The organism is Marivita sp., from assembly GCF_022763305.1.
GTDB lineage: Bacteria > Pseudomonadota > Alphaproteobacteria > Rhodobacterales > Rhodobacteraceae > Marivita.
Window position 1 is genome coordinate 76604 of sequence record NZ_JALEGT010000055.1, and the last position, 13467, is coordinate 90070.

Annotated in this window: 15 protein-coding genes; 9 read left to right on the plus strand and 6 right to left on the minus strand. The window is 62.9% G+C overall.

Annotation, left to right across the window (positions count from 1 at the left end; genetic code table 11):
- Window positions 1–71 precede the first annotated feature (71 nt).
- A complete protein-coding gene (locus tag MRY75_RS11020) occupies window positions 72–611 on the plus strand; it encodes a CBS domain-containing protein (RefSeq protein ID WP_292307748.1) in 540 nt (179 codons plus the stop codon).
- A gap of 3 nt (window positions 612–614) precedes the next feature.
- On the opposite strand, the gene MRY75_RS11025 is transcribed toward MRY75_RS11020, so the two are convergent.
- Together MRY75_RS11025 and MRY75_RS11030 are read right to left on the minus strand one after the other, a co-directional pair.
- On the minus strand, window positions 615–1061 hold the full coding sequence (locus MRY75_RS11025; RefSeq protein WP_292307750.1) for an N-acetyltransferase: 447 nt from the start codon (window positions 1059–1061) through the stop codon (window positions 615–617).
- The gene (locus MRY75_RS11030) at window positions 1058–1999 is read right to left on the minus strand and encodes a nucleoside hydrolase (RefSeq protein ID WP_292307752.1); all 942 of its coding nucleotides are present in this window, start codon (window positions 1997–1999) and stop codon (window positions 1058–1060) included. Before MRY75_RS11030 ends, MRY75_RS11025 begins: the two co-directional genes overlap by 4 nt.
- Window positions 2000–2214: 215 nt before the next feature.
- On the opposite strand from MRY75_RS11030, the gene zwf reads away from it, so the two are divergent.
- From zwf to pgi, 3 genes are read left to right on the plus strand one after another with little or no spacing between them, the layout of a single operon-like run.
- On the plus strand, window positions 2215–3669 hold the full coding sequence (gene zwf, locus MRY75_RS11035) for a glucose-6-phosphate dehydrogenase (protein WP_292307754.1): 1455 nt from the start codon (window positions 2215–2217) through the stop codon (window positions 3667–3669).
- The gene (pgl, locus tag MRY75_RS11040) at window positions 3666–4343 is read left to right on the plus strand and encodes a 6-phosphogluconolactonase (protein WP_292307755.1); all 678 of its coding nucleotides are present in this window, start codon (window positions 3666–3668) and stop codon (window positions 4341–4343) included. Before zwf ends, pgl begins: the two co-directional genes overlap by 4 nt.
- A gap of 5 nt (window positions 4344–4348) precedes the next feature.
- The gene (gene pgi, locus MRY75_RS11045; RefSeq protein WP_292307757.1) at window positions 4349–5932 is read left to right on the plus strand and encodes a glucose-6-phosphate isomerase; all 1584 of its coding nucleotides are present in this window, start codon (window positions 4349–4351) and stop codon (window positions 5930–5932) included.
- Window positions 5933–5961: 29 nt separating this feature from the next.
- Here pgi and MRY75_RS11050 read toward each other — a convergent pair whose 3' ends face one another.
- Window positions 5962–6453 (minus strand): thioesterase family protein, encoded by a 492-nt coding sequence (locus tag MRY75_RS11050; protein WP_292307758.1) that lies wholly within the window; start codon window positions 6451–6453, stop codon window positions 5962–5964.
- A gap of 12 nt (window positions 6454–6465) precedes the next feature.
- Window positions 6466–6915 (minus strand): cupin domain-containing protein, encoded by a 450-nt coding sequence (locus MRY75_RS11055; protein WP_292307760.1) that lies wholly within the window; start codon window positions 6913–6915, stop codon window positions 6466–6468.
- An 88-nt stretch (window positions 6916–7003) separates the two neighbouring features.
- On the opposite strand from MRY75_RS11055, the gene MRY75_RS11060 reads away from it, so the two are divergent.
- The 5 genes from MRY75_RS11060 to MRY75_RS11080 all read left to right on the plus strand — a co-directional run bounded on the left by MRY75_RS11060 (window position 7004) and on the right by MRY75_RS11080 (window position 11571).
- Window positions 7004–7627 (plus strand): holin-associated N-acetylmuramidase, encoded by a 624-nt coding sequence (locus tag MRY75_RS11060; RefSeq protein WP_292307762.1) that lies wholly within the window; start codon window positions 7004–7006, stop codon window positions 7625–7627.
- Window positions 7618–8142 (plus strand): holin family protein, encoded by a 525-nt coding sequence (locus MRY75_RS11065; RefSeq protein WP_292307764.1) that lies wholly within the window; start codon window positions 7618–7620, stop codon window positions 8140–8142. The genes MRY75_RS11060 and MRY75_RS11065 overlap by 10 nt, the downstream gene beginning before the upstream one ends.
- Window positions 8143–8267: 125 nt before the next feature.
- On the plus strand, window positions 8268–10235 hold the full coding sequence (locus MRY75_RS11070) for a heme lyase CcmF/NrfE family subunit (RefSeq protein ID WP_292307765.1): 1968 nt from the start codon (window positions 8268–8270) through the stop codon (window positions 10233–10235).
- Window positions 10232–10723 carry a cytochrome c-type biogenesis protein gene (locus MRY75_RS11075; protein ID WP_292307767.1) on the plus strand — a complete coding sequence of 164 codons (492 nt, stop codon included), beginning with the start codon at window positions 10232–10234 and terminating at the stop codon, window positions 10721–10723. The genes MRY75_RS11070 and MRY75_RS11075 overlap by 4 nt, the downstream gene beginning before the upstream one ends.
- Before the next feature lie 71 nt (window positions 10724–10794).
- Window positions 10795–11571 carry an enoyl-CoA hydratase-related protein gene (locus MRY75_RS11080; protein WP_292307768.1) on the plus strand — a complete coding sequence of 259 codons (777 nt, stop codon included), beginning with the start codon at window positions 10795–10797 and terminating at the stop codon, window positions 11569–11571.
- A 33-nt stretch (window positions 11572–11604) separates the two neighbouring features.
- Here MRY75_RS11080 and MRY75_RS11085 read toward each other — a convergent pair whose 3' ends face one another.
- On the minus strand, window positions 11605–12114 hold the full coding sequence (locus MRY75_RS11085; protein WP_292307769.1) for a GNAT family N-acetyltransferase: 510 nt from the start codon (window positions 12112–12114) through the stop codon (window positions 11605–11607).
- 36 nt (window positions 12115–12150) lie between these two features.
- Window positions 12151–13446 carry a citrate synthase gene (gene gltA, locus MRY75_RS11090; protein WP_292307771.1) on the minus strand — a complete coding sequence of 432 codons (1296 nt, stop codon included), beginning with the start codon at window positions 13444–13446 and terminating at the stop codon, window positions 12151–12153.
- Window positions 13447–13467 lie beyond the last annotated feature (21 nt).

Here is a 13467-nt window from a genome sequence, read left to right on the forward strand (position 1 = left end):
CCGGCCACCAGTGGCTTGCCTTTGCCGGATCGGCGCTAGGGTCATTAGGAGGCTGAAGAAGGAGGACCCACATGGTTGCCACCGACACCTATGGCATGACGCTGAAGGATCGCCCTGAATTCAAATCCAAACCCAAACCGCTCTGTTTCCCGCCCGACGCCAGCGTCTCCGAAGCGGTGGCGCAGATGACCGAAAAGAATTTCGGCTCGGTCGTCGTTGTCGATTCCGATCAGAAGGTGGTGGGCATTGCGACAGAGCGCGACGTCATGAAAAAGCTGGTGCATGCCGGCAAGGATGCGGCCACGACCAAGCTTTCCGAGATCATGACCCGCGATCCGCGTCTCGCCCGCGAGGCAGATGATGTCGTGGACTGGCTGCGCATCATGTCGAATGAACGGTTTCGGCGGTTGCCCGTTGTCGACGAAGCGGGACGCATTCAGGTGATCTTCACCCAAGGCGATTTCGTCAGCTACACGTGGCCGGACCTGATCTATCAGGCCAAGGAACTCGCCAAGGCCAGTGTCGGACGCAATTATCCGGTCTGGCTGATCGGCGGGGGCATCATGCTCTATTCGATCCTGATGATCATCGTTGTCTCGTCGATCGGTTGACCTTCAGAGCACGCGCGACATGTAGGCATAACCGGTGCGCGTTTCGAACTTTGCGCGCTGGTAGAAGCGGAGCAGCTGGTCGTCGCCCTGATCCGCTTCGAGATGAAGTGCCTTGATCCCGCCTTCCTTGATCGCCTTGGCCAGACCGTTGAGCGCGTCCGATCCCATGCCGCGCTTGCGCACGGCGCTGCGGACAAAAATCTCGTCCACGATCGCGTCCATGCCGCCATATTCAACGGACCAGCCGAAGGACACGACAACATAGCCCACCGGAGCGCGGCGCGGGCCGATCAGCCAGATCGCGCCGTGTGGAATGCCTTCGAGCAACGGGACAATCGCGTCCTGCTGATGTTCGGGCGAGGTGGCAAATCCCTGATGTTCGTGGAACGCCGCCACAAGTGGGAGGAGCTTTGGCAGATCCTCGGGCATGGCAAGGTGCAGGGATTTCATAGACGCGCCAATCGCTCGGTCAAAAGCGCGAAAAACCCATCCGCGTCGATGTCGCCGATGAAGGTGGCATTCGGTGCGCGGTCTGTGACACCCCACCAGTCCGCCACGGTCATGCCCAGGGTCAGGTCGGACGTGGTTTCGATCTCCACATTGATGTGACGGCCGGTGAAGAGCGCGGGTTCGATCAGGTAGGCGGTCACGCAGGGGTCATGCAACGGGGCACCGGCGCTGCCGTATTTTTCCTTGTCGAAGCGTTCGAAGAAATCGGTCATTTCGGCGACGGCGACACCGACCGGTGTTCCCAATGCGCGAAAGGCGGTGTTGCGCTCGCTCGTGACCAGCGCCTTGTGCGTGACATCGAGCGGCATGACGGTGATCGGTGCGCCGCAGGCGAACACGATTTTCGCCGCTTCGGGATCGACATAGATGTTGAACTCGGCCGCCGGTGTGATGTTGCCCACCTCGAAATAGGCGCCCCCCATCAGCACGATTTCCTGAATGCGGTCCGCGATGTCCGGCGCGCGTTTCAGGGCGGTTGCGATATTGGTGAGCGGGCCAAGAGGGCAGAGCGTCACCGTTCCCTCGTCTTCTGCGCGAAGGGTCTCGATGAGGAAGTCGACCGCGTGCTGGTCTTGCAGGGGCATGGTGGGGTCGGGCAGGGTCGGGCCATCGAGCCCCGTCTTGCCGTGCACGTGTTCCGCCGTAACCAGCTTGCGCGCGAGAGGAGCCTCGCAGCCCGCAAAGACGGGTATGTCCGGCTTGCCCGCCAGTTCGCACACGATGCGGGCGTTTTTCTGGGTCAGGGGAAGCGGCACGTTGCCCGCCACGGCGGTGATGCCCAGAACCTCGAGATCCTCGGGGGAGGCAAGGGCCAGCAGGATCGCAACGGCGTCGTCCTGTCCGGGGTCGGTGTCGATGATGATTTTGCGGGGTGCCATCTAAGACTCCTTGGTTGCGGCGGTGGTGACATGCAGGACCACGAGGATCAAGCGTGTTGATGTCTGCGAGCGGCCCTTTGCCCGTTCTTTCGGCAACCCGATTGCAGCACGGTCTCGGGATGTTAGACTGGGCGAGAACGATGCGAAATGAGTTTACATCTGCCTCGTTAGCGCTAACAAGACGCTGAGCGAAGCAGAATCGAAAGGATCGCGCCATGGTGTCCCGCGTCATTCCCGTCGACCCGTTCGACCTTGTGATCTTCGGCGGAACAGGCGATCTCGCGCGGCGGAAGATCCTGCCGGGTCTTTTCAGACGCTTCTGCGCGGGTCAGATGCCCGACAACTCACAGATCATCGGCGCCGCGCGGTCCGAGATGAGCACAGATGAGTACAGGCAGATGGTGGCGGATGCGGTGGCCGAATTCGGCGGCGGCCGTGCCTGCGAAGCCGGAACGCTCGACGCGTTCATTGCCACGGTCGATTACGTGACAACCGATGCCAAAGGCGATGCGGGATGGACCGATCTCAATGCAAAGCTGCGCTCGGATGCGGTGCGGGCGTTCTACTTTTCGGTCGGGCCGTCGCTGTTCGGCGATCTTGCCGAGCGTTTGCACCGGTTCGGGCTTGCGACGCCGGAGAGCCGCGTCGTCGTGGAAAAACCCTTCGGTCATGATCTTCACTCCGCCAAGGCCCTGAACGCGACACTGGCGCAGCATTTTCACGAAACGCAGATCTACCGGATCGACCATTATCTGGGCAAGGAAACGGTCCAGAATCTGATGGCCGTGCGCTTTGGCAACATGCTTTTCGAGCCGCTCTGGAATGCGCAATATGTTGATCACATCCAGATCACCGTGGCCGAAACCGTGGGTGTCGGCGGGCGCGGCGGCTACTATGACAAGTCGGGCGCGATGCGGGACATGGTGCAGAACCACCTGATGCAGCTTCTGTGCCTGATCGCGATGGAGCCGCCGGCGAAGTTCGAACCCGATGCGGTGCGGGATGAAAAGCTCAAGGTGATCCGGGCGCTGGAACCGGTGGATTGGCATCATATCGTGCGTGGGCAGTACGGGGCGGACGAAAACGGCCCAAGCTACCGCGATGACGTGGAAGATCCGAAGTCGCGCACCGAAAGCTTCATTGCCATGAAATGCCATATCTCCAACTGGCGTTGGGCCGGCACGCCGTTCTATCTGCGCACCGGCAAACGGCTCAGGGCGCGGGCTTCGGAAATCGCGGTTGTTTTCAAGGATGCGCCACATTCGATCTTCGGCGCGGATGCCGGGCGGCACCGCAACGTTCTGGCGATCCGGTTGCAGCCGAACGAGGGCATGACGCTGGATGTGACGATCAAGGAACCGGGGCCGGGGGGCATGCGTCTTCTGGATGTCCCCTTGGACATGAGCTTTGCCGAGGCGCTGGGTCCGGATGCCGAGGAAGCGCCGGACGCCTATGAGCGTCTGATCATGGACGTGATCCGGGGGAACCAGACGCTCTTCATGCGCGGAGACGAGGTCGAGGCGGCCTGGGCCTGGACCGACCCCTTGATCGACGGCTGGACCGCCCGCAACGATGTGCCCAAGACATACGATCCCGGAAGTTCCGGCCCCGAAGATGCCTTGATGCTGATGCATCGGGACGGACGCAAATGGCGCGAGGTGAAGGCATGAGCTATGACTTTCTAACCTATCCCGACCGCGAGATGCTTGCGATGGATCTGGCCAACAAGCTGGCGGGCGATTTGCGGACCATCCTGACGCATGAGGACCGCGTCGTGCTGGCCGTGCCGGGGGGCACGTCGCCCGGGCCGGTCTTCGACGATCTTTGCGCGGCCGATCTCGACTGGAGTCGTGTCGATGTCATGCTGACGGATGAACGCTGGGTGCCCGAGGACAGCGACCGGTCGAACACCCGTCTGATCCGCGAACGATTGCTCGTCGAGCGCGCATCGGCGGCGCGGTTGCTGCCGCTCTACATTCCGGCGCATGAGCCGGAAGAGGTTCTGGCGGAACTGGAATCGCAGATCATCGACGAATTGCCGCTCGCGGTTGTTCTTCTGGGTATGGGAACCGACATGCATTGCGCGTCGATCTTTCCGGGGGCGGATCAACTCGACACGGCGCTTGACCCCAATGCGCCGATCCTTGTGCCCATGCGGGCACCCGGCGCGCCAGAGCCGCGCATTACGCTGAGCGCCCGCGTGCTCAACGAAGCGATGCGCAAGCATGTTCTGATCTTCGGGCAGGACAAACGCGACGCGCTGGAGAATGCGCGCGGCAAGCTGCCGGAGGACGCGCCCATCAATGCGGTGCTGGATGGTGCAACGGTTCATTGGGCGGAGTGACAGCGATGTGGGATGACCTGAAATCCGCAGCCGAGGCTGGGCGGGATCGCTCGATCCTGAGCCTGTTCGATGCAGATGCCGACCGGGCGGCGGCGTTCAGCGTGGCCGCTCTGGACCTGCTTTTCGACTACTCCAAGACCCAGATCGACGCCGACACGCGGGATGTGCTGATCCGGCTGGCGCAGGCGGCTGGGGTCGAAGCCAAGCGCGACGGGATGTTCGCGGGGGACAAAATCAACGACACCGAGGGCCGTGCAGTGCTGCACACGGCGCTGCGCAATCTGGATGGCGATCCGGTGCTGGTCGACGGGCAGGATGTGATGCCCGGTGTGCTCGACACACTGGCCCGGATGGAGACCGTGGCTGAGGAGGTCCGCGCGTCGCAGGTCACCGATGTGGTGAATATCGGGATTGGCGGGTCCGACCTTGGCCCTGCCATGGCCTATCTGGCGCTGTCGCCATACTGCGACGGGCCGCGCTGCCATTTCGTGTCGAACGTGGATGCTGCCGACATCGCCGATACGTTGCGGGGCTGTGATCCGGAAAAGACGCTGTTCATCGTCGCCTCCAAGACCTTCACAACGATCGAGACCATGACCAACGCCCGCACCGCGCGGGCCTGGTTGCAGGACCACGGCGTCTCGACCGATGGTCGGTTCATCGCTTTGTCGTCCAATGCCGAAGCCGCCGCCGAATGGGGTATCCCATCCGAGCGCGTTCTGGGGTTCGAGGATTGGGTCGGCGGGCGTTATTCCATGTGGGGGCCGATTGGCCTGTCGCTGATGATCGCCATCGGCCCAGATGCGTTCAAGGCGTTCCTGCGCGGCGGGCAGGCGATGGACCGGCATTTCCGCGCGGCGGCGCTGCACGAGAACATGCCGGTGATGCTGGCGCTTGTGGGCATCTGGCACAATCAGGGGCTGGGCCACGCCACCCGCGCGGTTCTGCCCTATGACAACCGCCTGTCGCGCCTGCCGGCCTATCTTCAGCAGCTTGAGATGGAGAGCAACGGCAAGTCCGTGGCGATGGACGGATCGACCCTGCCGGTCAATTCCGGCCCGGTGGTCTGGGGCGAGCCGGGCACCAACGGTCAGCACGCGTTCTACCAGTTGATCCATCAGGGCACGCGGGTGATTCCCTGCGAATTCATGGTCGCCGCCGAAGGGCACGAACCCGACCTGCGCCACCACCACGAGTTGCTCATCGCCAACTGCCTTGCGCAGTCCGAAGCGCTGCTGCGCGGGCGCTCGCTTGACGAGGCGCGGGCGATCATGGCGAAGAAGGGCCTGACCGGTGAAGAACTGGAGCGACAGGCGCGGCACCGGGTGTTCCCGGGCAACCGCCCGTCCACCACGCTGATGATGCCGAAACTGACGCCCGAGGTTCTGGGCCAGATCATCGCGCTTTATGAGCACCGCGTGTTTGTCGAAGGGGTGATCCTCGGCATCAACTCGTTCGATCAATGGGGCGTCGAATTGGGCAAGGAACTGGCCACATCACTGGGGCCGCTGGTTTCGGGCGACGCGTCTGCAGACGACAAGGACGGCAGCACACAGGCGCTCTTGGGCTACGTGAAACGCTATTCGTGAGGCGGGCAAGCGCGTTCGAACGCGCTTGATCACGGCGCGTCGACGCGCCGTTCCACCCCATCTACCGCATGAAACCGCTCCCGCACGTATTCGGGGATCGGCATCCGAGCGCTGCCATCCGGCATGAGCAGCACGATCACGCAGGTAAAGGTCGCCCGCACTGTCCCACCGGACCAGATTTCCTGCCGCAGCGTGAAACTGGTGGTGCGATAGTCTACCGTCCTTGTCCCGACCACGTAGTCTTCGTCCGCCCGCATTTCCTGCAACCAGTCGATCTCGCCCCGTCGGATGACGATACGGGGTTCGGCCTCTCCGTTTTTGTAGGTCGAGAGGCCCACATGCTTGAAATAGGTCACGCGCGCCCCTTCGAACCACACGAGATAGGCCACGTTGTTCACATGGTTGAGCGGATCAAGCTCGGAAAAGCGCACGCGGTCGGCCAAGGCCAGCGGCCAGGTCTCGGGTAGGCCAAAGGCGCGCTGCTGGTCGGGGGAAAGCGGGGTGTGATAGGTCAGCGTCATGCAGGCTCCCTGTCAATCGGCGCGGGGAATGTCAAACTCCGGCATGGCCAGGGTGAACCCATCGAATTGGAACGCCGGGCTGACCGTGCAGCCGACCAGCGTCCAGTCGCCGGTGCTGCGCGCGGATTGCCAATGATGCGGGGGCACGATCAGCTGAGGCGCTTGACCTGCGAAAAGGTCCGGCCCAAGCAGATGATCGGCCGCCGGACCCTGATCCGTGGCCGACATCGACAGCACCAGTGGCGCGCCGGCATAGTGATGCCAGATCTCGGTGGCATCGACCTTGTGCCAGTGGCTGTGCTCCCCGGCGGCCAGAAGAAAATAGATGCAGGTTCCGGAGGGGCGACCCTCCTCGTCCGCAATCCAGGTCTGGCGGTAATGGCCGCCCTCGGGATGTGGGGTCAGATCAAGATGACGGATGATCTCTTGGGCTGTTCGTGCCGCGAAATCAGTCGGTTGCATGCCATACCTCTCGCATCGCGCGGTGCCTTTCGACTTGGTTAACCATAGCTTTGCAGTCTTTCCGCCGCAGGGCAATCGGGGGCAGAGGATGGAACGGCAGGAGCGGGATGTGCGCAGCATCGCAAAGGAGATCGTGGCGCGGGAGGGCGGCTTTGTGGACGACCCCGACGATCCGGGCGGCGCGACCAAGCATGGTGTGACGCTTCACACTCTGCGCCGCCTCGGGCTTGACCTGACGGGGGATGGCCGGGTGACGCTGGCGGATTTGCACCGGCTGACCGAAGATCAGGCGGTGACGATCTTTGTCGATCACTACTTTCTGCGTCCGCGCGTTGTCGATCTTCCCGAACCGCTGCAGCCGACTGTGTTCGATATGTATGTCAACGCAGGGGGCAATGCGGTCAGGCTTCTGCAGCAGCTGGTGCGGAAAATGGGTTTTGCCGTTGCCGTGGACGGCGTCATCGGCCCCAAGACCATCGCCGCAGTTGCCCGTGCCCATGCGGCGGCGCCGGATCACATCGTCGATGCCTACGGAATCGATCGGCGCAACTATTACTTTGCCTTGGCGGACCGGCGTCCCGCCAGCCGCAAATACGCGCGCAGCCGGTCGGGCGGGAAGGGCGGCTGGATCACCCGGGCCGAAGAGTTCATTGCGCCCCGCTATCACCTGAGCGCCGAGGCGTTCCAACGGAGAGTTGCCGCATGGGATTGATCGAACAGGTGTTCTCGCTTCTTTTCGGCTCGGGGCGCAATGTGCTGCGCGACACGGCCGAGGTGTTCCGCCCCAATGCCGAGGCCCAGGCTGGGCGGGACCACGATCGCCACAGCGCAGCACTTGAGCAATTCGCGGCCGAATTCCACGCCGCGCAGCGCGGGTGGTTCGACCGCGTGATGGACGCGCTCAACCGCGTGCCGCGCCCGGCGATGGCGCTGGGCACGTTGGGGCTCTTCGTGTCGGCGATGGTCGATCCCGAGTGGTTCGCCGACCGGATGGTTGGATTGGCTTTGGTGCCCGAACCGCTCTGGTGGCTGCTTGGGGCCATTGTCAGCTTTTATTTCGGGGCCCGGCATCAGGCAAAAGGGCAGGAGTTTCAACGCGATCTGCTGGAACGGATGCACCGCGCGGGACCAGAACGCCCATCCGAGCCGGACCCGCAGGATTTGCCGTCCACGCCACAGGCCGAGGACAACGCAGCGCTTGAGGCGTGGATGCGTCAGCGCCGCTAGAACGGGACCGGACGCGTCGACGCGTCCGGCGGTTTCCGTCGACGGAAACCGCTTGCGACAATGTGAACCGCGCAAAGCATTGAAACGCATTGGCCGTGGCGCACGCAGCGCCTATACTCAGGCCCATGATTACAGAGCTCGGTCACTTCGCCCTCATCCTCGCGTTTCTTGTCGCGATCGTGCAATCCATCGTCCCGCTTGTCGGTGCGCACAAGCGCTGGCCCGGCTGGATGGCCGTGGCGGAACCTGCGGCGACCGTGCAGTTCCTGCTGACGGCCTTTGCCTTTGCGGCGCTGACCTATGCCTTTGTCACTTCCGATTTCTCGCTGCGCCTTGTCTGGCTGAACAGCCACTCGGCCAAGCCGATGCTGTACAAAATCAGCGGCGTCTGGGGGAACCACGAGGGTTCCATGCTGCTGTGGGTGTTGATCCTGACGCTCTTCGGCGCAATGGCGGCCTGGTTCGGCGGCAATCTTCCGCCAACGCTCCGCGCACGCGTTCTGGCGGTTCAATCCGCCGTGGCCGTCGCCTTTTTCGCCTTCATCATCTTCACCTCCAACCCGTTCCTGCGCCTCGTGGTGCCGCCCTTTGACGGGCAGGACCTCAACCCGCTGCTGCAGGACCCCGGCTTGGCCTTCCACCCGCCGTTCCTCTATCTCGGCTATGTGGGCCTCAGCATCTGCTTCAGCTTTGCCGTCGCCGCCCTGATCGAAGGTCGGGTCGATGCGGCCTGGGGCCGTTGGGTGCGGCCTTGGACCCTGGCCGCCTGGGTGTTCCTGACCATCGGCATCGCACTGGGATCGTGGTGGGCCTATTACGAGCTGGGCTGGGGCGGCTTCTGGTTCTGGGACCCGGTCGAGAACGCGTCCTTCATGCCCTGGCTTCTGGCGGCTGCGCTGCTGCACTCGGCCATCGTGGTGGAAAAGCGCGAGGCGCTGAAAAGCTGGACCATCCTTCTGGCCATTCTGGCCTTTGGTTTCTCGCTGATCGGTACGTTCATTGTGCGCTCGGGCCTTCTGACCTCGGTGCATGCCTTCGCCAATGATCCCGAACGCGGCGTCTTCATCCTGATGATCATGGTCTTTTTCACCGGCGGGGCGCTAACGCTGTTCGCGATGCGCGCCACCGCGATGGAGGCCAAGGGCGTCTTCGGCGTGGCCAGCCGGGAAAGCGCGCTTGTGGCGAACAACGTGATTCTCGCCGTAAGCTGCTTCGTCGTGTTTGTCGGCACCATGTGGCCTGTCGTGGCCGAGATGTTCTTCGACACCAAGCTGAGCGTTGGCGCGCCGTTCTTCAACATGGCGTTCACGCCTTTCATGGTGGTGTTGGGTCTTCTCTTGCCGCTGGGCTCCATGCTCAGCTGGAAGCGTGCCAAGGTGGACCGCGCGCTCAAACAGCTTTTGCCGCTGTTCCTCTTCAGCCTTCTGATCCTCGGGCTTTTCTGGACCATCCAGACGGGCAACAGCCTTCTTGGCCCGGTGGGGATGTTCCTGGGGGCCTGGATCCTGTCCGGCGCGCTGCTTGACCTGATCAACCGCACCGGCCGGTCCCGCGATCTGTCGCGCCTGTTCCGTCTGCCGCGCGCCGATTGGGGCAAGGCCACGGCGCATATCGGGCTTGGGATCACCATGGTGGGCATTGCCGGACTGATGGCCTGGCAGGAGGAAGACATCCGCGTGGCCCAGATCGGTGAACCGTTCCAGGTCGGCGATTTCGAACTCGAGCTGACGGCCGTCAACGAGGTGCGTGGGCCGAACTATTTCTCGACGATGGGCGATGTGATCGTGCGCCGGGATGGTGAACAGATCGCGTTCCTGCAACCCGAGAAACGCAACTATCCCGTGGCGCAGATGCCCACAACCGAAGCCGCCATCGACTACCGCTTCCTGCGCGATGTCTATGTGGTGATCGGGGATCCCCAGGATGACGGCGGCTGGGTCATGCGCACCTATATCAAGCCGCTTGCCAACTGGATTTGGGCAGGGGCGATTATCATGGCTCTGGGCGGCGTGCTGTCGCTGTCAGACCGCCGCTACCGTGTGGCGGCAGGGGCCAAGCGCCAGGCGACGCCGCAAGGGGTTCCTGCGGAATGACTGTGGTGCTGACCCCTCTACGCCTGCTGGTTCTTGTACTTTGCCTTGCGGTGGCGCTGCCGGTGGCGGGCCCGGCCTATGCCGTTCTGCCCGACGAGGTGCTGGATGATCCCGTGCTCGAAAACCGGGCGCGGGAGCTGTCGAAAGGCCTGCGCTGTCTGGTGTGCCAGAATGAAAGCATCGACGAATCCCATGCCGACCTCGCCCGTGAATTGCGACTGGTCGTTCGGGAGCGTCTTGTTGCGGGGGACAGCGATGAAGAGGTTCTCGATTACCTCGTGGAACGCTACGGCGAATTCGTGCTGCTGCGCCCGCGCACCGATGGCTGGAACATGATCCTCTGGCTGTCTGGGCCTGCCTTGTTCCTGCTGGCGCTCGGTATTGGCGTGGCCTATGTGCGCGGTCGCGCTTCGGCGGCGGCGCCGACGGAAGCGGGCCTTTCCGAGGAAGAGAAAGCCCGGCTTGAGGAACTGCTCAAGCAGTCGTGACGCCGCGTTCGGCTTTGCCAACGGCAGCTGTTCCGTGTTTGATGCGCGCAAGACCCATTTGGAGAGCGCGCATGAACTACGAAACCATCACCTTCGACATTACGGATGACATCGCCACGGTGACGCTGAACCGGCCGGATGTCATGAACGCGCTCAATACCCAGATGCGGGCGGAAATCACGGATGCCGTGCGCGAAGGCGGCAAGTCGGCGCGCGTTGTGGTGCTGACCGGAGCGGGCAAGTCCTTCTGCTCGGGGCAGGACCTTGGCGACCGCGCCAATGCGGCTAATCTCGATCTGGAGCGCACGCTGCGCGACGAATACGTGCCGATGCTGCGCGCGATCTACGACTGCCCGGTGCCCACCATCAGCGCCGTGAACGGGGCCGCCGCCGGGGCAGGGGCAAACCTCGCGTTGGCGGCAGACGTGGTGATCGCCACCGAATCCGCCTTCTTCCTGCAGGCCTTTACCCGGATCGGCCTGATCCCGGATGCGGGCGGCACGTACTACTTGCCGCGCCAGATCGGTCTGGCCAAGGCGATGGGGGCAGCCCTTTTTGCCGACAAGATCACCGCCCGTCAGGCGGATGACTGGGGCATGATCTACGAGGCCGTGTCGGATGCCCGCTTTGCCGAGCACTGGAGATCTCGCGCGTTGCATCTCGCCAAGGGACCGACCGCCGCCTACCAGCGCGTCAAGCAGTCGATCCGTGCGTCGTTTGACAATGACCTCGAAGACCAGTTGGCGCTGGAAGCCAGGCTGCAAGGCCAGTGCGGACAGACCCGTGACTTCAAGGAGGGTGTGATCGCCTTCCTGGAAAAGCGCCCGGCACATTACGAAGGCCGCTGACGCTATGGGGCAGGCCCGGCAAACGGTTTTGGCCTAGGCCGCCCCAAACTCGGGCTTCAGCGTGAAATAGACGCTGTCCGACCACACCCCATCGACGCAGAATGTGTTCTTCGCCTCGCCGGTCTTCACAAACCCGGCGGAGCGGAGCGTTGCCACCGAAGCGGCATTCATCGGGTCGGCACCCGCCGTGAGCTGCGGGTATCTCAACTCTTCGAAGAAATAGGGGATCAGCGCCGCTAGCGCCTCGGACATCAGCCCCTGCTGCCAATGGTCCGACCGCAGCAGGAACCCGACCTCATCGCCCATATGGACGCCTGCGCAGCCGATGGCGTGGCCCGCACGCTCGATAACGAAATAGGTCACGACGGGCTCTGACGAGGCGATCAGACGCTCCAGATGGCGGCGCGTGATTGCGATGTCGTCATGCGGCGGCGTGGACCAGTAGCGCATCACAAGAGGGTCGCTGTAGACCGCGTGCAGATCCTCCAGATCCGCGATCCGGGCCTTCCGCAACACCAGCCGTTTGGTCACCAAATGGGTCATATGAAAAAGGCCGCCCGAAGGCGGCCTTTCCTGAAATCAGCGCTTCTCGATATCCACATAGTCGCGCAAAGTCTCGCCCTGGTAAAGCTGGCGCGGGCGACCGATCTTCATCTGCGGATCGGCGAGCTGTTCTTTCCACTGGGAAATCCAACCCACAGTCCGGCTCAGCGCGAAGATCGGGGTGAACATCGACGTCGGGAAGCCCATCGCCTCGAGGATGACGCCGGAATAGAAGTCCACGTTCGGGAACAGCTTCTTCTCGGCAAAGTAATCATCCGCCAGAGCGGCTTTCTCCAGTTCCTTGGCCGTGGCGAGGATCGGGTTGTCCTCGACACCCAGCAGGTCCAGCACCTCGTCCGCCGACTGCTTCATCACCGTCGCGCGCGGGTCGAAGTTCTTGTAGACGCGGTGGCCAAAACCCATCAAGCGGAACGGGTCGTTCTTGTCCTTGGCGCGGGCGATGTATTCCGGGATGCGGTCGGGTGTGCCGATCTCCTTGAGCATCTCGAGGCAGGCCTGGTTTGCACCACCATGTGCCGGACCCCAGAGGCAGGCGATGCCCGCCGCGATACAGGCGAACGGGTTGGCGCCCGAAGACGACGCCAGACGCACGGTCGAGGTCGAGGCGTTCTGTTCGTGATCGGCGTGCAGGGTGAAGATGCGGTCCATCGCGCGGGCGAGGATCGGATCAACCACGTATTCCTCGGCCGGGACGGCAAAACACATGTGCAGGAAGTTCGCCGCGTAATCCAGATCGTTGCGCGGATACACGAAGGGCTGGCCGATGGAATACTTGTAGGCCATCGCTGCAATCGTCGGCATCTTGGCGATCAGGCGATGCGATGCGATCTCACGCTGGAGCGGGTCGGAAATGTCGGTCGAATCGTGATAGAAAGCCGACATCGCGCCGACCACACCCACCATCGTGGCCATCGGGTGCGCATCGCGACGGAACCCACGGAAGAAGTTGTGCATCTGCTCGTGGATCATCGTGTGACGGGTGATCGTGCTTTCGAACTTCTCGAGCTCGGCCGCCGACGGCAGTTCACCGTAGAGAAGCAGGTAGCACACTTCGAGATAGTGCGATTTTGCCGCCAGCTGGTCGATCGGATAGCCGCGATGCAGCAATTCGCCCTTGTCGCCATCAATGAAGGTGATGGTGCTGTCGCAGGCGGCAGTCGAGGTGAAGCCGGGGTCATAGGTGAACACACCTGCCTGACCGTAGAGCTTGCGAATGTCGATCACATCCGGTCCGGCTGTCGGAGTGTAGATCGGCAGCTCGTAAGAGCTGTCGCCAATGGTCAGAGTCGCTGTTTTGGAGGTGTCAGACATACGTGGTCCCTTCGTCATTTG